Source organism: Nocardioides sp. Z24_21 (assembly GCF_058134345.1).
On sequence record NZ_JBYTTH010000004.1, the window covers coordinates 20,225 to 41,018 of the forward strand.

20 protein-coding genes and 1 pseudogene are annotated in these 20,794 nt (G+C 73.7%); 12 read left to right on the forward strand and 9 right to left on the reverse strand.

Annotation, left to right across the window (positions count from 1 at the left end; translation table 11 throughout):
• Positions 1–36: 36 nt before the first annotated feature.
• Complete coding sequence (locus tag AC3X7Z_RS13615; RefSeq protein ID WP_186339447.1) at positions 37–690, forward strand: hypothetical protein; 654 nt, start codon at positions 37–39, stop codon at positions 688–690.
• A 26-nt stretch (positions 691–716) separates the two neighbouring features.
• Positions 717–1,346, forward strand: coding sequence for a hypothetical protein (locus tag AC3X7Z_RS13620; RefSeq protein WP_489976260.1), 630 nt, complete (start codon positions 717–719; stop codon positions 1,344–1,346).
• Positions 1,347–1,355: 9 nt separating this feature from the next.
• On the opposite strand, the gene AC3X7Z_RS13625 is transcribed toward AC3X7Z_RS13620, so the two are convergent.
• On the reverse strand, positions 1,356–2,885 hold the full coding sequence (locus tag AC3X7Z_RS13625; RefSeq protein WP_489976261.1) for a serine/threonine-protein kinase: 1,530 nt from the start codon (positions 2,883–2,885) through the stop codon (positions 1,356–1,358).
• 20 nt (positions 2,886–2,905) lie between these two features.
• On the opposite strand from AC3X7Z_RS13625, the gene AC3X7Z_RS13630 reads away from it, so the two are divergent.
• The 3 genes from AC3X7Z_RS13630 to AC3X7Z_RS13640 are packed head-to-tail and all read left to right on the forward strand — an operon-like array spanning position 2,906 to position 6,500.
• A complete protein-coding gene (locus AC3X7Z_RS13630) occupies positions 2,906–3,484 on the forward strand; it encodes an RNA polymerase sigma factor (protein WP_186339450.1) in 579 nt (192 codons plus the stop codon).
• Positions 3,481–4,998 (forward strand): M1 family metallopeptidase, encoded by a 1,518-nt coding sequence (locus AC3X7Z_RS13635; RefSeq protein WP_489976262.1) that lies wholly within the window; start codon positions 3,481–3,483, stop codon positions 4,996–4,998. The genes AC3X7Z_RS13630 and AC3X7Z_RS13635 overlap by 4 nt, the downstream gene beginning before the upstream one ends.
• A 29-nt stretch (positions 4,999–5,027) precedes the next feature.
• Complete coding sequence (locus tag AC3X7Z_RS13640) at positions 5,028–6,500, forward strand: carboxyl transferase domain-containing protein (RefSeq protein WP_489976263.1); 1,473 nt, start codon at positions 5,028–5,030, stop codon at positions 6,498–6,500.
• 9 nt (positions 6,501–6,509) lie between these two features.
• Here AC3X7Z_RS13640 and AC3X7Z_RS13645 read toward each other — a convergent pair whose 3' ends face one another.
• Positions 6,510–7,565: a DivIVA domain-containing protein gene (locus AC3X7Z_RS13645; RefSeq protein WP_489976264.1), complete on the reverse strand. Its 1,056-nt coding sequence runs from the start codon at positions 7,563–7,565 to the stop codon at positions 6,510–6,512.
• Positions 7,558–9,015: a coiled-coil domain-containing protein gene (locus AC3X7Z_RS13650; protein WP_489976265.1), complete on the reverse strand. Its 1,458-nt coding sequence runs from the start codon at positions 9,013–9,015 to the stop codon at positions 7,558–7,560. Before AC3X7Z_RS13650 ends, AC3X7Z_RS13645 begins: the two co-directional genes overlap by 8 nt.
• 140 nt (positions 9,016–9,155) lie before the next feature.
• On the opposite strand from AC3X7Z_RS13650, the gene AC3X7Z_RS13655 reads away from it, so the two are divergent.
• Complete coding sequence (locus AC3X7Z_RS13655) at positions 9,156–10,106, forward strand: NAD-dependent epimerase/dehydratase family protein (RefSeq protein WP_489976266.1); 951 nt, start codon at positions 9,156–9,158, stop codon at positions 10,104–10,106.
• 226 nt (positions 10,107–10,332) lie between these two features.
• On the opposite strand, the gene AC3X7Z_RS13660 is transcribed toward AC3X7Z_RS13655, so the two are convergent.
• From AC3X7Z_RS13660 to AC3X7Z_RS13675, 4 genes are all read right to left on the reverse strand, one after another.
• Positions 10,333–11,892 carry a dihydrolipoamide acetyltransferase family protein gene (locus AC3X7Z_RS13660; protein WP_186339456.1) on the reverse strand — a complete coding sequence of 520 codons (1,560 nt, stop codon included), beginning with the start codon at positions 11,890–11,892 and terminating at the stop codon, positions 10,333–10,335.
• A gap of 10 nt (positions 11,893–11,902) precedes the next feature.
• Complete coding sequence (locus AC3X7Z_RS13665; RefSeq protein ID WP_186339457.1) at positions 11,903–12,886, reverse strand: alpha-ketoacid dehydrogenase subunit beta; 984 nt, start codon at positions 12,884–12,886, stop codon at positions 11,903–11,905.
• On the reverse strand, positions 12,883–14,052 hold the full coding sequence (gene pdhA, locus AC3X7Z_RS13670; protein ID WP_186339458.1) for a pyruvate dehydrogenase (acetyl-transferring) E1 component subunit alpha: 1,170 nt from the start codon (positions 14,050–14,052) through the stop codon (positions 12,883–12,885). The genes AC3X7Z_RS13665 and pdhA overlap by 4 nt, the downstream gene beginning before the upstream one ends.
• 207 nt (positions 14,053–14,259) lie before the next feature.
• Positions 14,260–15,249: a glutathione S-transferase family protein gene (locus AC3X7Z_RS13675; protein WP_489976267.1), complete on the reverse strand. Its 990-nt coding sequence runs from the start codon at positions 15,247–15,249 to the stop codon at positions 14,260–14,262.
• A 72-nt stretch (positions 15,250–15,321) separates the two neighbouring features.
• Here AC3X7Z_RS13675 and AC3X7Z_RS13680 point away from each other — a divergent pair, with 72 nt between their 5' ends.
• From AC3X7Z_RS13680 to AC3X7Z_RS13690, 3 genes and pseudogenes are all read left to right on the forward strand, one after another.
• Positions 15,322–15,882, forward strand: coding sequence for a helix-turn-helix domain-containing protein (locus tag AC3X7Z_RS13680; protein WP_489976268.1), 561 nt, complete (start codon positions 15,322–15,324; stop codon positions 15,880–15,882).
• A pseudogene (locus tag AC3X7Z_RS13685) lies at positions 15,879–16,742 on the forward strand (MFS transporter); the annotation flags it as partial. The gene AC3X7Z_RS13680 and the pseudogene AC3X7Z_RS13685, both read left to right, overlap by 4 nt.
• Positions 16,743–16,779: 37 nt before the next feature.
• Positions 16,780–17,160, forward strand: coding sequence for a hypothetical protein (locus AC3X7Z_RS13690; protein ID WP_489976269.1), 381 nt, complete (start codon positions 16,780–16,782; stop codon positions 17,158–17,160).
• A 45-nt stretch (positions 17,161–17,205) separates the two neighbouring features.
• Here the strand turns inward: AC3X7Z_RS13690 and hisC are convergent, their stop codons facing one another.
• Together hisC and AC3X7Z_RS13700 are read right to left on the reverse strand one after the other, a co-directional pair.
• Complete coding sequence (gene hisC / locus AC3X7Z_RS13695; RefSeq protein ID WP_489976270.1) at positions 17,206–18,306, reverse strand: histidinol-phosphate transaminase; 1,101 nt, start codon at positions 18,304–18,306, stop codon at positions 17,206–17,208.
• A gap of 10 nt (positions 18,307–18,316) precedes the next feature.
• Positions 18,317–18,892, reverse strand: coding sequence for a VanZ family protein (locus AC3X7Z_RS13700; RefSeq protein WP_186339462.1), 576 nt, complete (start codon positions 18,890–18,892; stop codon positions 18,317–18,319).
• A 64-nt stretch (positions 18,893–18,956) separates the two neighbouring features.
• Between AC3X7Z_RS13700 and AC3X7Z_RS13705 the strand changes: the two genes are divergently transcribed.
• From AC3X7Z_RS13705 to AC3X7Z_RS13715, 3 genes are read left to right on the forward strand one after another with little or no spacing between them, the layout of a single operon-like run.
• Positions 18,957–19,346 (forward strand): phage holin family protein, encoded by a 390-nt coding sequence (locus AC3X7Z_RS13705; RefSeq protein WP_489976271.1) that lies wholly within the window; start codon positions 18,957–18,959, stop codon positions 19,344–19,346.
• Positions 19,346–19,894: a low molecular weight protein-tyrosine-phosphatase gene (locus AC3X7Z_RS13710; RefSeq protein ID WP_186339464.1), complete on the forward strand. Its 549-nt coding sequence runs from the start codon at positions 19,346–19,348 to the stop codon at positions 19,892–19,894. Before AC3X7Z_RS13705 ends, AC3X7Z_RS13710 begins: the two co-directional genes overlap by 1 nt.
• The gene (locus AC3X7Z_RS13715; protein WP_489976272.1) at positions 19,894–20,757 is read left to right on the forward strand and encodes a fructosamine kinase family protein; all 864 of its coding nucleotides are present in this window, start codon (positions 19,894–19,896) and stop codon (positions 20,755–20,757) included. The genes AC3X7Z_RS13710 and AC3X7Z_RS13715 overlap by 1 nt, the downstream gene beginning before the upstream one ends.
• Positions 20,758–20,794 lie beyond the last annotated feature (37 nt).

Genomic DNA, 20,794 nt, shown 5'->3' on the forward strand with positions numbered 1-20,794 from the left:
GCGCGCGACACCCGCCCGGCTGACATGATGACCGGCGTGGAGTGGCGGGGGCTCATGGCGTTGGTCGCGCTCCTGGCGCTCGGCGTCGGGGGCGGCTACGTGGCGTCCGCGCAGGCCCGCGACGACTCCATCGGCACGGGCGTCGCCTCACCGGTGCCGGCCCGGGCGCCGGACATGCCGGTCGAGGCCCCGCGCCCCTTCGCCGACGACCCCGACGACCCCCGGCTGGAGCCGGGCATCGAGATGCGGCCGGCCACGCTCGGCACCGGCAAGTTCGAGATCACCTTCCCGGCGCCGGTCGGCTGGACCACCAACGCCAACGCGAGCAACGAGTGGAAGTGGAAGAAGCCCGGCACGTCCAACAACACCTACGTGATGCGCATCGAGCAGATCGACAGCCAGGACATCACCATCGAGGCCGCCATCAACATCCGCGAGGTGCGGCTGCGCGCCGAGCAGGACGACGTGGTGATCCTCGACCGTGGCGCGGACACGCTGGAATACACCTATCGCAGCAACGAGGGCAACGCCCGCTACAGCTTCATGCGCTGGCTCGACCTCGACGCCAGCGGCCAGGCCGACGTGGAGATCGTCGTCCACGGACGTGAGCGCGACATCCCGGGCGCCCGGGACCTGATCCGCCGGGTGGGCGACGGGATGCGGGGCGCCGGCGGCGGGCCTGTCGGCTGAGCGGTCCCGGCCACTAGGTTGGGCCCGTGAGCTGGCGGGGGACGGCGGTCCTGGTGGTGGTGCTCGCCGGCGGAGCGGCGGCCGGCTTCGGCGCGTCGTGGGCGCTCGGCGAGAACCCGCCCGGCGGGGGCACCGCGTCACCCGTCGCCGCCTCGCCGAGCCTGCCGATCGACCCCGTCCCCGAGCTGCTGCCCGACCCGGACATGCCGCCGCTGGCGCCGGGCATCGCGCTGGTGCGGCAGTCGGTGGGCACGGGCAGCTTCCGGATGACCCTGCCCGTGCCGAAGGGGTGGTCGTTCTTCGAGAACTCGCTCAACGAGTGGCAGTGGCGACCGTCCGGCCAGCCCGACTTCGGCTTCGTCCTGAGGGTCGAGCAGGTGCTGAGCAACCGGCGATCGATCGAGTGGACGCTCGACCGGCGGCTCGCCGAGCTCCGCGAGGACGAGAGCAACGTCGAGGTGATCGCGCAGACCCGGGACAGCCTGCACTTCAGCTTCGTCGCCGCCAACCACCTGCGCCACGGCCACCTGCGGTGGCTCGACCTCACCGGCTCCGACAACGCCCAGGTGGAGATCGCGGTCACCGGCCGCAAGGTCGACGACCCCGGGATGGCCGACCTGATCGCGCGGGTGGGGTCGGGCGTCCGTCTCGGCTGAGCCGCCCGCTCAGACCCCGAAGGCCTGGACCGAGTCGAGCACCCTGCGGGCGACGCGCTGGTCGTTGCTGCGGATCTGCACCCAGAGGAGCTGGTCCTGGTTGACCCGGATGACCCGCTCGATGGTGTACTCGACGCCGGGGCACGCGCTGAAGAACACCGTCATGATGTCGTCGCCCTCCCTCTCGTCGAAGTAGGGACCGCGCTCCACCTGGCACTCCGCGTGTCCCGGCACGCGGGAGGGCAGCTTGTCGCCGGTCAGGATCGCGACGAAGACGCCCTCGCCCGGGTCGTCGGCGGAGTTCCACCCCGCCCGGGTGCCGGACGCCACCGACGGCTGCTCGGCGCGTCCGGCGACCGGCGTCCACGGCTCGGGGTCGACCTGGGCGGTCCAGGCCTCCGGGACGGTGACGGCGATCGCCCCGGTGACGTCCTCGATGGTGCGCTCCGACGTGGTCCCGCGCTCCAGCGCCCACCCGGCGCCGGTGCCGGCGGTCAGCGCGAGCGCGGCCGCGGCGACCCAGGGCCACCGGGGACGGCGCCGGCGCGGCGCGGGGTCGGAGTCGGGGCCGGAGTCGGGGCCGGAGTCGGGGCCGGAGTCGGGGCCGGAGTCGAGGTCGGGGTCGGCGTCGGTCGTCGCCCCATCCTGTCCGGTCAGGCGCGAGGCGCGGGTCAGCTCGGGGTCGGCGGGGATCCAGGGAGCGGGCGTCTCGTCGAGCTCGCCGGGCTCCTCGCCGAGTGCCTGCGCCAGTGCCGCGGTGAACGACGCGACGTCGGGGAAGCGGTCGTCGCGGTCCTTGGCCAGGCCGCGGAGCACGACCGCGTCCGCCGCCGGGTTGTCGATCCCCAGCGGCTCGGGCGGAGTCGGGTTCTCCGCGGCCGCCAGGCTCGCGTGGGCGTAGGGCCGGCGACCGGCCAGGAGGTGGTAGGTCAGGGCGGCGAGGGAGAACTGGTCGGCGCGCGCGTCGAGCCCCTCGCCGAGCGCCTGCTCCGGCGCGACGTAGGAGGGGGTGCCGCCGGCCATCGTGAGCCGCGAGGACATGTCCATCGCCTTGCCGAGACCGAGGTCGCCGAGCATCGCCACGATGTGCGGGGAGCGGCCGCTGTCGACCGTGCGGAAGAGGACGTTGCCGGGCTTGACGTCGCGGTGCAGCACGCCCCGGTCGTGCAGCGCGGTGAGCCCGCGCCCGATCTGGGTGATCACCGAGAGCGCCTGTGCGCGCGACAGCGGCGCGAGGTCGAGGCGGTCGTCGAGGGTGCCCTGGTCGGCGTACGCCATCACCAGGTAGGGGCGGCCGTCGTCGAGCTCGCCGGCGTCGTAGACGGACACGACGTGGGGCGACTCGACCTTGCGGAGGAAGCGGCCCTCCTCGAGGAAGCGCTGGCGGATGTGGTGGTCGCCGGTCCAGTTGTCCGCGAGGACCTTGATCGCCACCGCCGAGTCGAGGTGCTCGTCGTAGGCCAGCCAGACCGTCGCGAACGCTCCCGCCCCGATGCGGCGGCGCACCGGGTAGCGACCGAGACGAGTGGGAGCGGACACCCGGGCATTATCGTGCAGGCGTGAGCTATTCCGGGGACCACGGCGACGCGTTGACGCCGGACGACATCGACGAGCTGGCTCGTCGCGCCCGCGACGGCGACCGCGACGGGCTCGAGCAGCTGCTCGCCGCCGTGCGCCCGCGGGTGCTCAACATCTGCCGCGGGGTGCTCCCCTACTCCGGCGACGCCGAGGACGCGTGCCAGGAGGCGATGCTCAACGTCGCCACCAAGATCGGCTCGTGGGGCGAGCGCGGGCGGTTCACCACCTGGCTGCACATCGTGTCGGTCAACAGCGCGCGCACGACCTACCGACGGCTCAAGAACCTCGCCACCCCGACCGACTTCGAGGACGGCGCCCACGACCGTCCCGACCCGCGGACGACCAGCGTGATCGCCGGCACCCGCCTCGACCTGCTCGAGGCGATGGAGACCATCGAGAAGGACCACCCGCAGTTCGTGGAGCCGCTGCTGCTGCGCGACGTCTACGGCCTGCCCTACGACGAGATCGCCGCGCTGGTGGACGCCCCGCTGGGCACGGTGAAGGCGCAGATCCACCACGGCCGCAAGCTCGCCCGCCCCCTGCTCCGGGGCGAGAGATGAGGCACCGGCCCGTCCGCGCGGTGCTCGCGGCGGGCCTGTCCCTCGCCGTCCTGGCCGGGTGCTCCGGCGGCGGTGCCGCCGGTCCCGAGGAGCTCAGCGACCCCGCCCCGGCCGCCGCGGTCGGGGACGGCGAGGCCACGGCTTCGCCGGTCTCGGACCCGGAGGTCGCCGAGCGGGTGGAGCCCGACCTCGACGTGGCGGTGTCGACCCCGCGCGAGGACAGCCTCTACCCCGCGGTGGGCGACCCGCGGGTGGACGCTCTGCACTACGACCTCGACCTCGACTGGGACCCCGAGGCCGAGCACCTGACCGCGTCGGCCACGGTGACGTTCCGCGCCACCCGCAGCGCGCCGCGCTTCCAGCTCGACCTCGGGCGCCCGCTCACCGTCGGCCGGCTGACCCTCGACGGCGAGCCCGCCGCGTTCTCCCGCCGGGGCAAGGACCTCGTCGTGGACGCGCCCATCGAGGCCGACCAGCGCTACGAGCTGTCCCTCGACTACGTCGGCACGCCCCGCCCGATCCCGGCGCCCACCACCCGCGGCGACTTCGCCAGCACCGGCTTCACCGTCACCGACGCCGGCGAGGTGTGGACGATGCAGGAGCCCCACGGCGCCTTCACGTGGTACCCCGTCAACGACCATCCCTCCGACAAGGCGCTCTACGACATCACCGTGCACGCGCCGCGCGGCTGGACCGGGATCGCCAACGGCCGGCTCACCGACCTCACGACGGACGACGACGGCACGACCACCTCGTGGCAGCTCACCGAGCCGGCGTCGTCCTACCTCATCACCCTCGCCATCGGCGACTACTCCCACAGCAGCACCACCACCGAGGGCGGGCTGCGGGTCGACTACTGGACCCCGCGCGGCATGACGCGTCCGCTCTCGTCGATCCAGACCGCGGCCGCCACCGTCGACTGGATCGAGACCAAGCTCGGCGACTACCCCTTCGACACCCTCGGCCTCGTCGTCACCGACTCGCAGAGCGCGATGGAGACCCAGACGATGGTCACCCTCGGCAACAACGACTACGTGCTGTCGCCCGAGGTCGTCGCCCACGAGATCGTGCACCAGTGGTACGGCGACCAGGTCTCGCCGGCCGACTGGCGCGACGTCTGGCTCAACGAGGGCATGACGATGCTGCTGCAGTGGGCCTACGAGGACGAGCACGACATCCGGCCGCTGCGCGAGAGCCTGCGCGGCGCCCGCCTGATCGACCAGCAGCTGCGCGACGAGTACGGACCGCCCGGGGCCTACGACCCGCGCCAGTTCGGCGGCTCCAACATCTACTACACGCCCGCGCTGATGTGGAACGAGCTGCGCGTGGACCTCGGCGACGAGGAGTTCTACGCCGTCGCCCGGTCGTGGCTGGCCGCCCACGACAACACGTCGGTGTCGCGCGAGCAGCTCTACGACCACTGGGAGGCCGAGACCGGGCGCGAGCTGTCGGCGTTCTTCGACCGGTGGATCACCGGCGCGCGCACCCCCGGGCGCGGGGTCCCGCAGGGCTGAGCGACACCGGCCCGCAATACCCTCGCCCCATGGGCCGCCTCTCCGCACACGACCTGATCGACCTGGTGCTCGACGAGGGCTCCTGGTCGTCCTGGGACACCCCGCCGACGCGCGGGCCGCTCAGCGAGGCGTACGCCGCCGAGCTCGCCGCGGCCGCGGAGAGGTCGGGCGTCGACGAGTCCGTGCTGACCGGCGAGGCGCGGCTGCGCGGGCGCCGGATCGCCGCGCTGGTGGGCGAGTTCGGCTTCCTGGCCGGGTCGATCGGCCGGGACGCGGCCGACCGCATCGTCGCCGGCATCGAGCGCGCCACCCGCGAGGGCCTGCCCCTGGTCGCGGCCCCGGTCAGCGGCGGCACCCGGATGCAGGAGGGGACCCCGGCGTTCGTGCAGATGGTCCGGATCTCGGCGGCGATCGCCGCCCACCGCGACGCCGGGCTGCCCTACCTCGTCTACCTGCGCCACCCCACCACCGGCGGCGTGATGGCGTCGTGGGGCTCGCTCGGCCATGTCACCGTCGCGGAGCCCGGCGCCCTCGTCGGCTTCCTCGGCCCGCGGGTCTACGAGGCGCTCTACGAGCGCCCGTTCCCCGAGGGCGTGCAGACCGCGGAGAACCTCTACGCCCGCGGCATCGTCGACGCCGTGCTCCCGCCGGAGGAGATCGCCGAGATCCTCGACCGCGCGCTCACGATCCTGATGGCGGCACGCGACGGCGTCGCCGCGGTGCCCGACCCCGGTCAGGACGACGTGCCGGACGTCGACGCCTGGGACTGCGTCACCCGGTCGCGGCGCCCCGACCGGCCGGGCGTGCGCCGGCTGCTGCGCTACGCCGCGCGCGACGTCGTACCCCTCAACGGCACCGGTCAGGGCGAGAGCGACCCGGGGCTGCTGATCGCGCTGGCGCGCTTCGGCGAGGCGCCGTGCGTCCTCCTCGGCCAGGACCGTCGCGGCCAGACCACCGACCACCCGATGGGGCCCGAGGCGCTGCGGGAGGCCCGGCGGGGGATGCGGCTGGCCTCCGAGCTCGGGCTGCCGCTCGTCACCGTCATCGACACGCAGGGCGCCGCGCTGTCGGCCGACGCCGAGAACGGCGGGCTGGCCGGCGAGATCGCCCGCTCGCTGGCCGATCTGGTCACCCTCGACGCGCCGACCCTGTGCCTGATGCTGGGCGAGGGCAACGGCGGCGGCGCGCTGGCGCTGCTGCCCGCCGACCGCGTCGTCGCGGCGCAGCACGCGTGGCTCTCACCGCTGCCGCCCGAGGGCGCGTCGGCGATCGTGCACCGCGACCGCGACCACGCCGCCGAGATGGCCCGCGCGCAGCAGGTGCGGGCCATCGACCTGCACCGCCGGGGCGTCGTCGACCGCATCGTGGCGGAGAAGCCCGACGCGGCCGACGAGCCGGAGGAGTTCTGCCGGCGGGTCGGCGCCGTGCTCGAGCACGAGCTCGGCACGCTCCTGGCGTCCGGTCCCGGCTCGGCGGCCGACCGCGCGCGCCGCTACGTCTGAGCCGCCGGGCTACCGCTCCGGCGTCTCGTCGCTCGCCTGCTCCGAGTCGGCCGTGGCCGGGTCGGAGACCTCGCCGGCCTCATCCGGGGTGTCGTCGGTCTCCTGCGCGGCGTCGGTCTCCTGTGCGGCGTCGTCGAGCGGGTCACCGTGCGGGGACGCGGCGGGGAGGTCGCCGGGCAGCGCCACGCCGGGCACGGTGCCGGTGAGGGTGGCGAGCATCTGCCGCACGTTGGAGAGCTGGGCGTTGATGCTGTCGCGGCGCTGCGCGGCGGCGGCGAGCTCGCGCTCGGACTCGACGCGTACGCGGTCGGCGGAGGCACGTGCCTCGCTCACCAGCGTCGTGGCCCGCTCCTCCGCCTCGGCGAGCATGCGGGCGATCCGCTGCTCGGCCTCGGCGCGGCTGCGCTCGAGGGTCGCCTCGGTGTCCTTGTTGCGGGCGGTCATCGCGTCGAGCTCGGCCTGCGTCGCCGCCTGCTGGGCCTGGAACTCCGCGGTCGCCTTCTGCCGGCGCTCGGCGAGGGTGGTCTCGAAGTCGGCGGCGGCCTGGGCGGCCTTGGCCCGCTGGTCCTCGTAGACCGCCTCGGCCTCGGCACGCCGGGCGGACGCGTCGCGCTCGGCGGCGTCGCGTTCGCCGTCGGCGGCCTTCCGGGCGTCGGCGAGCAGCCGGGCGCCCTCGGCGTCGGCGTCGCGGCGGGTCTCATCGGCGTAGCGGTCGGCGTCGGCACGCATGGCTCCTGCTTCCTGCTCGGCCTCCTTGCGCAGCGTCTCGACCTCGCCGAGCACCCGGTCACGGATCTCGGCCGCCTCGGCCTCCGCGAGGGCCAGGATCTGCCCGACGCGCTCGCCGAGGTGCTCGAAGGTCGGGAGCTCGGGCTCCTGCGACTCCCGCGAGACGAGCGCGTCGCGAGACGCGGCCGCCTCGGCGCGGGCCTGCTCGGCGGCCTGCTCGGCGGCGGCGAGGCGCTCGCGCAGCTCGGCCGCCTCGTTGCGGGCCTGACCGACGGCTCGCTCCACCTCGGTCGGGTCGTAGCCGCGGCGCACGGTCGTGAACATCTCTTCAGGCATCCGGGTTCTCCTGGTGGGGTGACGAGGGGGGCTCGCTCGGGGGGTGGGCGGACGGGTCGGTGGGGGCGGCGTCGCCGCGGTCGGGGACGGACAGCGCTGCGATCACTCCGGAGAGCTGGCCGAGCTCGGCCGCGATGCCATCGCGCCGCGACTGGAGCTGGGCCACCTCGGTGCGGGCCCGCTCGAGCGCGCGACGCGCGCCCTCGCGCAGCTGGTCGGCCTCCGCGCGGGCCTCGGCGACCAGCGCGTTGGCCTCCTCGCGCGCGCGGCGCCGGTCCTCGGCGGCCTCGGCACGGCTGCGCGTGACCTCCTGGGCCACCAGCGCGCGCAGGCTCGCGGCGCCCGCCTCGGCCTCGGCGCGGCGGCGTTCGAGGCGCTCCACGGCGCGCTCGGCGTCGTCGGTGGCGTCGGCCACGATGCGGGCGGCATCGGCCTCGGCGCGGGCGAGCGTCGACTTGGCCTCGCTCTCCATCTCCGCGGCGGACAGGCCCGCGGCACGGGTGATCTCCTCGGCACGGCGCCTCGCCTCCGAGAGCTCGAGGGCCATCCGCCCGGCGACCGCTGCCATCACGCCCTGCAGGCGACGGCGTACGACGCGGGTGTGCTCGCCGATCTCCGCATGACCCGCCTTGCGGATCGCGTCGGCCTCGGCGGCCGCCCCGTCGAGCACCGAGCGGACGGTGCGGGTCGCCCAGTCGGTCTGCTCGGCGGCCTGCCGGAGCTTGTCCTCGCTCTCGGCGCGGGCCGCGGCGAGCGTCTCCTCGGCCAACCGGCGCATGCGGTCGACCTCCGCGCCGGTGGTGCGGCGCATCTCCTCGACGTGCAGGGCGGCCTCGTCGCGCATGCGGGCCGACTCCGTCGAGGCGCTCGCCCGCAGCGACTCCGCCTCCGCCATGGCGGTGTCGAGCTGCTGCTGGCCACCGGCGCGCGCCTCCTCGAGCACCTGCGCGGCCGCCTCCTGGGCGGCGGCGAGCGTCGACTCGGCCTCGGCCCTGGCTCCGGCGAGGAGCTCGTCGCGGGCGGCGGTGGCGGTGTCGCGGACGTGCTCGGCCTCGGCACGGAGCGCGCCGGCCTCCTCACGAGCGCGGGCGAGGAGGTCGGCGCCCTCGGCCCGTGCCGCCTCGACCTGCTCGTCGCGGGCGCTCTCGGCCGACGACATCAGCAGCGAGGCCTGCTCGTTGGCGTCGACCACGATGGTCGCCGCCTCCTCCGACGCTCCGGCGAGCACCTCCTCCGCCTGCCGGCGTACGCGGCCCGCCTCGGCCCGGTCGGCCTCCGCCTCGCCCGTGAGCCGGCGCAGCTCCTCGCGCAGGACGGCGAGGTCCCCGGTCAGCGCGTCGGCCTCCCGGCGGGCCTCGCCCACCAGCTCGTCGGCGACCTGCTGGGCACGGGCCAGCAGTGCCGAGGCCGTGGGCTCGCCCGGGGCTGCCGCAGCGGCGTTGTGGGGCATCCGCCAGCTCCTTCCTCACGATCCGAGGGCATGCATTGTTCACGCACGCGGACGCGTACGACAGAGGGGTGGGCGCACGCGGTTGCGCCGACAGCGAAACTGCTTGCGTGCGCAGTATCTCACCCGCTGGGGTGAACCTCATGAAGTTGCTCGTGCTCGGCGGCACCAGGTTCTTGTCCCGCGAGGTCGCGACCCGGGCCGTGGCGCTGGGGTGGGACGTCACCTGCGCGTGTCGTGGGTCGTCGGGGCCGGTGCCGCAGGGCGCCACGCACCTGCCGTACGACCGGGCCGACGCTCCCCCGGCGGCGATGGCCGACGGCGACTGGGACGCCGTGGTCGACGTGGGCCGGCTGCCCTCGCAGGTGCGCAGCGCGGTGGCGGCGACGTCGTCCGCCCACTGGGTCTTCGTCTCGACGGTCAACGTCTACGCCGACAACTCGTCGCCGGCGATGGAGCCGTTGGTCGAGCAGATCGACGAGGACGTGGACCTCGCGGTCGACCCGGAGGCCTACGGCGGGATGAAGGTCGCGTGCGAGCGGGCCGTGCAGGCGGGCGCCGCGTCGTGGGTGATCGCGCGGCCCGGACTGATCGTCGGCCCCGGCGACCCGACGGGCCGCTTCGCCTACTGGCCGCAGCGCCTCGCCCGCGGCGACGAGGTGCTGGCACCCGGCCGGCCGACGGACGTCGTCCAGGTGATCGACGTGCGCGACCTCGCCGCGTGGCTGCTGGTGCTGGCCGAGTCGCGCACCACCGACACCTACGACGCCGTCGGCGAGCCGGTGGCGTTCGGCGACCTCCTGAGCGAGGTGGCGGCCGGCGTCGGGGCTCCGGGCCCCTCGCTCACCTGGGTCGACTCGTCGTTCCTCGAGGAGCAGGGGGTCGTGCCGTGGGCCGGCGAGGGCTCGCTGCCGTTGTGGCTGCCGCGACCGGAGTACGCCGGGATGCTGGCCCACGACCCCGGCCCCGCCGTGGCGGCCGGGCTCCGGCTGCGACCGCCCTCGGAGACGGCTCCGGCATGCCTCGACTCCCCCGTCACCGCCCTGACGGCCGAGCGCGAGGCCGAGGTGCTCGCAGCCTGGCACTCCCGGTGACGCACAAACAGGCTCGAGGCGGCTCGTCCTGACCGCCCAATCACGTCGAGGCGGCTCGTCCTGACCGCGTAAACACGTCGAGGCGGCTCGTTCTGACCGCCGAATCACGTCGAGTGGGCTCGTTCTGACCGCGATACAGGCTCGAGTCGGCGCGTCCTGTCGTCAGGATGCGCCCACTCGACGTCGGTTGAACGTCAGGACAAGCCCACTCGACCCCGGTTGAGCGTCAGAAGAGGAGGGCGGTGCCGGGGTCGTGCATCAGCCCCGCGACGTCGGCGAGGAAGCGGGAGCCCTTCTCGCCGTCGATGTGGCGGTGGTCGAAGGACAGCGCCAGCGTGGTGACGTCGCGGACCACGATCTCGCCGGTCTCCTCGTCGACCCACGGGCGCTTGTTGACCGCACCGAAGCAGAGGATCGCCGACTCGCCGGGGTTGATGATCGGCGTGCCGGCGTCGACGCCGAAGACGCCGACGTTGGTGATCGTGAAGGTGCCGCCGGCCATCTCGGCCGGCTGGGTCTTCCCCTCGCGGGCGGTGGCGGTGAGCTCGCCGAGCGCCTGCGCCAGCTCGACCATCGAGAGCGAGTCGGCGTCCTTGACGTTGGGCACCACCAGGCCACGCGGGGTGGCGGCCGCGACGCCGAGGTTGACGTAGTGCTTGAGCACGACCTCCTGGGCGTCGTCGTCCCAGTAGGAGTTGATCTCCGGGGTGCGCTTGATCGCGAGGACGGCGGCGCGGGCGAGCACGAGGAGCGGGCTGACCCGGGTGTCGCGGAACTCCGGGCGCGCCTTGAGCCGAGCCACGAGCTGCATCGCGGCGGTCACGTCGACGGTGACCCACTCGGTGACGTGCGGGCTGGTGAAGGCGGAGCGGCTCATCGCCGCCGCCATCATCTTGCGTACGCCCTTGATCGGCTCGCGGGTCTCGCGCTCGCGCGGTGCGTCGTACGACGGCGCGCCCGTGGGTGCGGGCACGGATGACGCAGCGGCGGGAGCCGAGCCGTTGGCGGCCCTCTGCACGTCGTCGCGGGTGATCGACCCGGCCGGGCCGGAGCCGACCAGCAGGGACAGGTCGACGCCGAGGTCCTTGGCGAGCTTGCGCACCGGCGGCTTCGCGAGGGCGCGTACGTCGCCGGGCGCGGCCTGCGCGGCCGGCGGGACGAGCGCCTCGGCGGGCGCCGCGGCCGGCGCGGGGCGCTGGTCGACGGCGGGCACCGGGGTCTCGTCGGCCGGCATCACCTCGTCGGACTGCGCACCGCCCGGGGCGAACGCGCCCTGGACCTGCATCTGGGTCTGCGCGCCGGCGACGGTGCTCGGCGACGCCGAGCCGCGGCGGGCGCGGCGCATCGGGCCCCGGTCGGCCTTGATCCGGCCGACGAGGGACGCGCCCTCCATCGAGCCGGACGCAGCCGGGTTGGACAGGTCGATCTCGGCGGCGTCGGCCTCCTTGGCGCCGGCCTTCTCGGCCATGCCCAGGTAGGGGTCGGACTCGGTCTGCTCGGCGGGCGCCGAGGCGCCCGACGACACCGGGGCGGACGGCGCGGGCGCCTCGCCCTCGACGCCGATCGCGATGATCGGCGTGCCGACCGGCACGGTCTCGCCCTCGGCCACGAGGAGCGACAGCACGGTGCCCTCGAACGGCGACGGGAGCTCGACGAGCGACTTGGCGGTCTCGATCTCGACGATCACGTCGTTGATCTCGATGGTGTCGCCGACGTTGACCTTCCAGGCCACGATCTCTGCCTCGGTCAGGCCCTCGCCGACGTCGGGGAGAAGGAATTCGGACACGTCGTTCCTCTCAGTACGCGAAGGTGCGGTCGACGGCGTCGAGCACGCGGTCGAGGTCGGGGAGGTACTCCTCCTCGATCCGCGAGGGCGGGTAGGGCATGTCGAACGCGCCGACGCGGAGCACCGGGGCCTCGAGGGAGTAGAAGCACTCCTCGGTGACCCGGGCCGCGAGCTCGGCACCCATGCCGAGGTTGACGTGGGCCTCGTGGGTGACCACGCACCGGCCGGTGCGGCGTACGGACTCGTAGACCGGGCCCATGTCGAGCGGCGAGAGCGTGCGCAGGTCGATCACCTCGAGGCTGCGGCCCTCGGACGCGGCGGCCTCGGCGCACTTGAGCGCGGTCTTCACCGTCGGGCCGTAGGCCAGCACCGTCGCGTCCGACCCGGCGCGGACGACGCGGGAGGTGAACAGCGGCTCGGGGGTCGCGGACTCGTCGAGCTCGGCCTTGTCGGCGTGGTACTGCCGCTTGGGCTCGAGGAAGATCACCGGGTCGTCGTGGGCGATGGCCTGCTGGATCATCCAGTAGCCGTCGACCGGGTTGGAGCAGGCGACGACCTTGAGCCCGGGCGTGTGCGCGAACTGCGCCTCCGGGCTCTCGGAGTGGTGCTCGACCGCACCGATGCCGCCGCCGAACGGGATGCGGATGACGATCGGCATCCGCACCTTGCCCTGCGAGCGGTAGGTGTACTTCGCGACCTGGCACACGATCTGGTCGTAGGCGGGGTAGACGAACCCGTCGAACTGGATCTCGACGACCGGGCGGTAGCCGCGCAGCGCCATGCCGACCGCGGTGCCGACGATGCCGGACTCCGCGAGCGGGCTGTCGATGACGCGGTCCTCGCCGAAGTCCTTCTGCAGGCCGTCGGTGATGCGGAAGACGCCGCCGAGCTTGCCGACGTCCTCGCCCATGAGCAGGACCTTGTCGTCGTCCTCCATCGCCTTGCGCAGGCCCATGTTGAGGCCCTTGGCGAGGGTGATCTTCTGTGTGCTCATGAGTGCCCTCCTACGGCAGAGCCCTCGAACGACGCGAGGTAGGCGGCGAACTGGTCGCGCTGGGCGGCGATCTCGTCGGTCATCTCGGCGAAGACGTAGTCGAACTGGTCGAGCGGCTTGGGGTCGGGCAGCGCCTTGCAGCCCTCGCGGAGGTGGTGGCCCAGCTCCTTGGCCTCGGCGTCGAGGTCGTCGAAGAACTGCTGGTCGACCAGGCCGTTGCGGCGCAGGTAGACCTTGAGCCGCTCGATCGGGTCCTTGAGCTTCCAGTGCTCGAGCTCGTCGTTGAGGCGGTAGCGGGTCGGGTCGTCGGTGGTGGTGTGCGCGCCCATCCGGTAGGTGTAGGCCTCGACGAACGACGGGCCGTTGCCCTCGCGGGCCCGCTGCAGCGCGGCCTTGGTGACGGCGTACGTCGCCAGCACGTCGTTGCCGTCGACGCGGATGCCCGGGAAGCCGAAGCCCAGCGCGCGCTGGTAGAGCGGGATGCGCGTCTGGCGCTCGATCGGCTCGGAGATGGCCCACTGGTTGTTCTGGCAGAAGAACACCACGGGGGCGTTGTAGGAGGCGGCGAAGATGAACGCCTCGTTGACGTCGCCCTGGGAGGACGCACCGTCGCCGAAGTGGGCGATCACCGCCGCGTCGCGCTCGGGGTCGCCGGTGCCGACGACGCCGTCGCGCTGCATGCCCATCGCGTAGCCGGTGGCGTGGAGGGTCTGCGCGCCGATGACGATCGTGTAGAGGCCGAAGTTGTTCTCGTTGGGGTCCCAGCCGCCCTGGTCGACGCCGCGGAACAGCCCGAGCAGCCGCAGCGGGTCGACGCCGCGGCAGTAGGCCACGCCGTGCTCGCGGTAGGTCGGGAAGACGTAGTCCTGGGGACGCAGCGCGCGGCCGGCGCCGATCTGCGCGGCCTCCTGGCCGAGCAGCTGGGCCCAGATGCCGAGCTCGCCGTGGCGCTGGAGCGCGGTGGCCTCGACGTCGATGCGCCGGGTCAGCACCATGTCGCGGTAGAGCCCGCGCAGCTCCTCGGCGGAGAAGTCGTGGTCGAACTCGGGGTGGTGCACGCGCTCGCCCTCGGGCGTGAGCAGCTGGACGAGGTCGGCGCCACCGTCGGACTGGGACGGTCCGAAGACCTCCGCAAGGTCGGGGCCGAAGCTCACAGGATCGGACAACGCACTCTCCTCACAATCGGGCAGCGGCGGTCTCGGGATCGCCGGACGCCGACGCTCACAGTGTGGTCGCGGGCGTGTGTGACCCCGACCACATGGTGGGGCTCAACGTATCGGCCGGGGCCCGGACAGCACCAATCGGGTCCGTCACCGGAGGAGCCGGCGCCGGTGACCGGACCAGACCGCGCCTACCGAAGTCGGAGGCGCCCGTCAGCCGCGGCCGTGCGGGGTCAGCCAGCCCGACTCGTCGGGCCCGACCGGCACGATCTGTGTCGGGTTGATGTCGGTGTGCACCACGTAGTAGTGCTTCTTGATCTGGTCGAAGTCGACCTCGTCGCCGAACCCGGGCGTCTGGAAGAGGTCGCGGGCGTAGCCCCACAGGTGGGGCATCTCGGTGAGCTTGTTGCGGTTGCACTTGAAGTGCCCGTGGTAGACGGCGTCGAAGCGCACCAGGGTGGTGAACAGCCGCACGTCGGCCTCGGTGATGGCGTCGCCCATCAGGTAGCGGCGCTCGGCCAGCCGGTCCTCGAGCCAGTCGAGCGCGGTGAACAGCCGGTCGTACGCGTCCTCGTACGCCCCCTGGGAGCCGGCGAAGCCACACCGGTAGACGCCGTTGTTGACCTCGGTGAAGACGCGCCTCATCACCGACTCCATCTCCTCGCGGACGTCCGCGGGCCACAGGTCGGGGGCGTCGGCGCGCTGGTGCTCGCGCCACTCGAAGGACAGGTCGTGGGTGATCTGCGGGAAGTCGTTGGTGACGACCTTGCCCGACTCGACCTCGACGATGGCCGGCACCGTGATGCCGCGGGGGTAGTCGGGCTCACGGGCGAAGTAGGCCTCCTGCAGGCGCTCGATGCCGAGGACCGGGTCGCGCCCGCCCTCGTCGAGGTCGAACGTCCAGCTGCGCGCGTCGTGAGTGGGACCGGGAGCCCCCCACGAGATGGCGTCCTCCAGGCCCAGGAGCGAGCGGACGATGATCGAGCGGTGCGCCCAGGGGCACGCCCGGGCGGCGATGAGCCGGTAGCGGCCGGGCTCGGCCTTCCAGACCGGGACGTCGCGCGGGCTGTCCTTCGACCCGCTGGGGAACGTGTCGTCGAGTGGATCGGCGGACCGCTCGCCGGCCAGCACGCGGTCCGGGAGGTAGGACATGTCCCGCTCGAAGGGCTTGCCCTTGGTCGTGTAGGTCGCCGTGTCGTTCATTCTTCAACCATAACCCGCACCGATCCCCCAACAACCCTTTGCAAAGGGTCGTTGGCAGTTTACGGTGCAGCGGTGTCGTCCTCCATCTCGCCCGACATCGCGGGGCTCCGGGCCCTGAGCCACCCCCTACGCCTGCGGATGCTCGGTCTGCTGCGCAGCGACGGGCCCGCCACGGCGACGACGCTGGCGCGGCGCCTGGACCTCAACACCGGAGCCACGTCCTACCACCTGCGCCAGCTCGCGCGGCACGGCTTCATCGAGGAGGACGCCGAGCGCGGCAACGGCCGCGACCGCTGGTGGCGAGCGGCCCACGACAGCACCCGCACGGAGTTGCGCGCGGAGGGCGTCGTCGACAGCGACGTCGAGGCCTACCTCACCACCGTGGCACTGCTCTACGTCGACCGCATGCGGGCTGCGATCGCCGAGATGGCCGCCCTCCCGCCGCAGTGGCGGCACATCGGCACGCTGAGCGACTGGGAGCTGAGCCTGACCCCGGCGCAGGCGCAGCGGCTCGTGCAGTCGCTCACCTCCCTCATCGAGGAGACCGACGAGTCCGACGGCGACGACGCCGCGGCGTTCGTGGTCAACCTCAACGCCTTCCCGCGGCCCGGGCAGCGGTGGGGCGGGTCGTGACCGCGCCGACCACCCGTCGTACGCCGCTCGTCGGTTGGCTCGCGGCGGAGGGGATCTCGTTCGTCGGCACGCGCATCTCGATGATCGCGATCCCCTGGTTCGTGCTCTCGACGACGGGCTCCGCCACGCAGACCGGTCTGGTCGCCGCGGCCGAGATCACGCCACTGGTCCTCTTCAAGGCACTGGGCGGACCGCTGCTCGATCGGGTGGGCCCGCGCCGCGTGACCCTGGCGTGCGACCTGCTGTCCGCCGTCGTGGTGGCCGCGATTCCCCTGCTGCACGGGCTCGGGCTGCTCGGCTTCCCGACGCTCCTGGCCCTGGTCGCGGTCGCGGGCGCGCTGCGCGGCCCGGGCGATGCGGGCAAGGCGGCGATGAGCCCCGAGATCGCCCGCGTCGCCGGCTGGTCCCTGGAGCGGGTGGCCGGGCTCGCGAGCGCGGTCGAGCGCACCTCCACCATGGCCGGCGCGGCGCTGGCGGGACTGCTCGTCGCGAGCGTCGGCGCCGCCGACGCGCTCTACGTCGACGCCGCGTCCTTCCTGGTCTCCTTCGTCGTCTTCGCCGTCGTCACCTCGGGTCTCGGCCGGCCCGGGGCCGCCGACGCCGAGGCCGACGCCACGTCCTACGGCCGGGCGCTGCGGCAGGGCTGGGACTTCCTGCGCACCGAGCCGGTGCTGATCGCCATCTGCGCGATGGTCGCGGTCACCAACCTCGTCGACCAGGCCTACGCGGCGGTCCTCGCGCCCGTCTGGGCGAAGGAGTCCGGGGCGGGGGTGGCGGTGCTCGGCACGCTCTTCGCGGTGATGAGCGGTGCCTCGGTGCTGGGCGCACTCGCCGCGGCACGCTGGGGCGAGACGCTGCCGCGCTACCGGACGTACGTCATCGCGTTCCTCGTCGCCGGTGCCCCGCGCTACGTCGGTGCTGGCGCTGGAGTCGCCGCTGTGGCTGGTCTTCGCCGTCACGGCCGTCGCCGGCGTGGCGTCGGGCTGCCTCAACCCGATCCTCGGAGCAGTGATCCTCGAGCGGATCCCGGCACCCCTGGTGGGACGGGTGTCGTCGCTCAACACCGCGATCTGCTGGTCGCTGATGCCCCTGGGCGGCGTGCTGGGCGGCCTCGCGGTCGCGGGGCTCGGCATCTCCCCCGCCCTGCTGGTCGCCGGCGCGGTCTACGCCCTGACCACGATGGCACCGACGCGGGTGCCGTCCTTCCGGGGCATGGACCGGACCCCGGACGCAGGCGCGCGGACCCTGCCCGGCACCCCTCCGCCACCCCACGCCTGAACGGGGCGGGACGGGGCGAGCGAGGTCCGCGCGTCCACGGGTCGCTCAGGCGGGCGCGAAGCGGGCGGCGACCTCGACGACGCGGTCGAGGCCCTCCTGCTCGCCGATGCTCACGCGCACGCCGTCGCCGGCGAAGGGACGCACCGAGATCCCCTGCTCGCCGCAGGCCGCGGCGAAGTCGAGCGCCCGCTCGCCCAGCGGGAGCCAGACGAAGTTGCCCTGGGCGTCGGGGAGCTCCCAGCCCACCTCGCGCAGCCGCGTCACGAGGTCGGCGCGTCGGGCCACGAGGTCGTCGACGCGCTCGAGCAGCTCGGCCTGCGCCTCCAGGGACGCGATGGCGGCGGCCTGGGCGACGTGGCTGACGCCGAACGGCAGCGACACCGCGCGCAGGGCGCCCGCCAGCGGTGCGGGAGCGACGGCGTACCCGACCCGGAAGCCGGCCAGCCCATAGGCCTTGGAGAAGGTGCGGGTCAGCACCACGTTGTCGTGTCGGCGGTAGGTCGCGAGGCCGTCGACTGGGTCGTCCATCCGCACGAACTCGAGGTAGGCCTCGTCGACCACCACGACGACGTGCGGCGGGACCCTCGCGATGAACGCGTCCAGCTCGGTCTGCGTCACCGCCGGGCCGGTGGGGTTGTTGGGCGTGCAGACCAGCACGAACCTGGTGCGGTCGGTGATCGCGGCGGCCATCGCGTCGAGGTCGTGGCGACCGTCCGCGGTCACCGGCACCTGCACGCTCGTGGCGCCGCCGGCGGTGACGGCGATCGGGTAGGCCTCGAAGGAGCGCCAGGCGTAGACGACCTCGTCGCCGGGCTCGCAGAACGTGTGGACGAGCTGGTAGATCAGCGCCACCGATCCCGTCGCCACGGCCAGGTCCTCGACCGGGACGCCCATCGCCTCGCCGAGCGCCGCATAGAGCGCCGTGCTGCCCATGTCGGGATAGCGGTGCATCTGCGCGGCGGCCTCGGTCGCCGCGTCCAGCACGCCGGGCAGCGGCGGGTAGGGGTTCTCGTTGGACGAGAGCTTGTAGGACGCCAGCCCGGCCCGCGCGACGGGCGGCTTGCCGGCGACGTAGGTGGGGATCGCGAGCACGTTGGGCCGCGGCCGGGGGGACTCGGCGGGGGTGTCGGCGGGGGTGGAGGGCATGCCCCGCACCCTAGTGAGCCGGCCTCGGCTCCGGTCGGCGGCGGCCCCGCCAGGGCCGCACCACCGGGAGGAGCACCACACCGACCACGAAGCCGATGCCGGCTCCCAGCACGTTGTCGACGATGTCGGTCACGTCGCAGGCCCGGTCGAGGCGGGCGAGCTGCAGCTGGACCATCTCGATGACGAGGCTGTAGGCGGCCAGGCCGGCCAGACCGAGCGGTGCGAGCACGAGACCTGCCCACCAGCGGCAGACCGCCAGCACGAGGAACACCGCGGCGGGCACGAAGAGCAGCACGTTGAGGGTGCGCTGGTCGAGGCCGAACACCTCGAACGCCGCCCCCGAGGGCCCGCCGTAGTCCCACGAGCACGCCTCGCTGCGGCCCTCCGCCGGCACGATCCCCACGTCCGGTCGGGTCGGCACGAGGGTGACCAGGGCGATCACCACCAGCGACCAGGACAGCCCGGCGAACGACACCGCCGACGCGGTGCCCAGCAGCGGACGGACCGCGAGGGCGACGAGGAGGGCGACGACCGCGGCGGCCAGCGCGCCGAGCGCCATCACGCCCACCCCTCCGATGGTCACCACGACGGCGAGGGTAACGGGGACGGAGGCCCTCCCCGGCCCACACGGGTTGGCTAGGGTCGTCGGCATGCGCTTCGTGACGTGGTTGCTCACCTACGCCGCCGGGCTGGCCGTCGCCGCCTGGATGCTGAAGGGAATCTGGTTCGACGGACCCGACAGCGGCCAGGCCCAGCTGCAGGAGAAGATCCTGCCGCTGCTCCTCGTGGCCGTGATCCTCGGCCTCGTCTCGACGTTCGTGGAGCCCGTCGTCAAGCTGCTCTCGCTGCCGTTCATCATCCTGACGCTGGGCTTCCTGCTGCTCGTGATCAACGCGCTGATGCTCATGCTCACCGCCAGGCTCGCCGGCGCCTTCGACCTCGGCTTCCACGTCGACGGCTTCTGGAGCGCGCTGGTCGGCTCGGTCATCGTGACGGTCGTCGGCTGGGGCGTGCGGGCCGCGCTGCCGGCGCTGGACTGATGCGGGTGCCCGCACTCCCGCCCGCCCGCCGTCCCGGTCGCTACCGGATCGCCCTCGTCTGCCTGGGCAACATCTGCCGCTCGCCCACCGCCCACGTCGTGCTCGAGGCCCGGCTGGCCGACGCCGGACTCGACGACCGGGTGGAGGTGGCCTCCTCGGGCACCGGCGACTGGCACGTCGGCCACCCGATGGACCCGCGCGCCGCGGCCACGCTGACGGCGGCGGGCTACGACGCCAGCCGGCACCGCGCCCGGCAGTACGACGCCACCTGGCCCGAGGCGTACGACCTCGTGCTCGTCATGGACGAGGCCAACCTGGCCGACGTGGGTGGGCGCACCGACCGCGTGGGCCTGTTCCGCGACTTCGATCCGGTCGATCCGGGTGGTGAGGTCCCGGACCCGTACTACGGTGGTGACGACGGGTTCGAGGAGGTGCTGGCGATGGTCGAGCGCACGAGCGATGCGATCGTGGCGGCCCTCCCCCGAGCCCTCGACCCCGACCAGACGAGCGACCAGAGGAGCGACCCGGCGGGCGGGGGCAGGGCCTGATGGCTCGCCAGCCGCTGGTCGCCAGGCGTGCCGAGGAGCTCCTCGGCACGGCCGTGGTCGCGACCTCGCCCGTGGCGGGCGGCGACATCGCCACCGCGACGCGGCTGCGACTGTCCAACGGGCAGACCGCGCTGATGAAGACGCTGCCGCACGCGCCCGAGGGCTTCTTCGAGGCAGAGGCCGCGGGCCTGCGGTGGCTGGGCGAGGTCGAGGGCGGGGTGCCGGTGCCCGAGCTGCTGGCCGCGGCGCCCGACTGCCTGGTGCTGGCCTGGGTGGAGCAGAGCGCCAAGACGCCGGTCGAGGCGGCCGTCACGTTCGGCCAGCAGCTCGCCGTGACGCACGCCGCGGGCGCCGACGGCTGGGGCCTCGACCACGACGGCTTCATCGGCCGGCTCCCGCTGCCCAACAGGACCGCCGACTCGTGGGCGGAGTTCTACGCCGTGCGCCGCGTGCTGCCCTACCTCAAGCTCGCCCGCGACCGCGGGGCGATCACCGACACCGACGCCGCCAACGTCGAGGCGGTGATCGGCCGGCTGAGCAGCCTGCTGCCGGAGGAGGAGCCCGCCCGGCTGCACGGCGACCTGTGGAACGGCAACTGCCTGTGGGGCCAGGACCTCGCCATCCACGTCATCGACCCGGCGGCCCACGGCGGGCACCGCGAGCTCGACCTGGCCATGCTGCACCTCTTCGGGCTCACCCACCTGCCGCGGGTGATGGCGGCGTACGACGAGGCGCGTCCGCTGGCCGATGGCTGGGAGGACCGGCTCGGGATCCACCAGCTGTTCCCGCTGCTCGTGCACGCGTGCATGTTCGGCGGCGGCTACGGCGCCCGCGCCGGGGCGGTCGCGGCCCGATACGCCTGACCCGCGCGCGCTCCTCAGCGTGGCTTCAGGGGCGGTG

What these genes read in the sequence shown, in the direction of transcription:
- AC3X7Z_RS13635 (WP_489976262.1), top strand. Translation starts at nt 3,481, where the DNA reads ATGAGGCACCGGCCCGTCCGCGCGGTGCTCGCGGCGGGCCTGTCCCTC.
- AC3X7Z_RS13640 (WP_489976263.1), top strand. Translation starts at nt 5,028, where the DNA reads ATGGGCCGCCTCTCCGCACACGACCTGATCGACCTGGTGCTCGACGAG.
- AC3X7Z_RS13645 (WP_489976264.1), bottom strand. Translation starts at nt 7,565, where the DNA reads ATGCCTGAAGAGATGTTCACGACCGTGCGCCGCGGCTACGACCCGACC.
- AC3X7Z_RS13650 (WP_489976265.1), bottom strand. Translation starts at nt 9,015, where the DNA reads ATGCCCCACAACGCCGCTGCGGCAGCCCCGGGCGAGCCCACGGCCTCG.
- AC3X7Z_RS13655 (WP_489976266.1), top strand. Translation starts at nt 9,156, where the DNA reads ATGAAGTTGCTCGTGCTCGGCGGCACCAGGTTCTTGTCCCGCGAGGTC.
- AC3X7Z_RS13665 (WP_186339457.1), bottom strand. Translation starts at nt 12,886, where the DNA reads ATGAGCACACAGAAGATCACCCTCGCCAAGGGCCTCAACATGGGCCTG.
- AC3X7Z_RS13675 (WP_489976267.1), bottom strand. Translation starts at nt 15,249, where the DNA reads ATGAACGACACGGCGACCTACACGACCAAGGGCAAGCCCTTCGAGCGG.
- hisC (WP_489976270.1), bottom strand. Translation starts at nt 18,306, where the DNA reads ATGCCCTCCACCCCCGCCGACACCCCCGCCGAGTCCCCCCGGCCGCGG.
- AC3X7Z_RS13705 (WP_489976271.1), top strand. Translation starts at nt 18,957, where the DNA reads ATGCGCTTCGTGACGTGGTTGCTCACCTACGCCGCCGGGCTGGCCGTC.
- AC3X7Z_RS13710 (WP_186339464.1), top strand. Translation starts at nt 19,346, where the DNA reads ATGCGGGTGCCCGCACTCCCGCCCGCCCGCCGTCCCGGTCGCTACCGG.
- AC3X7Z_RS13715 (WP_489976272.1), top strand. Translation starts at nt 19,894, where the DNA reads ATGGCTCGCCAGCCGCTGGTCGCCAGGCGTGCCGAGGAGCTCCTCGGC.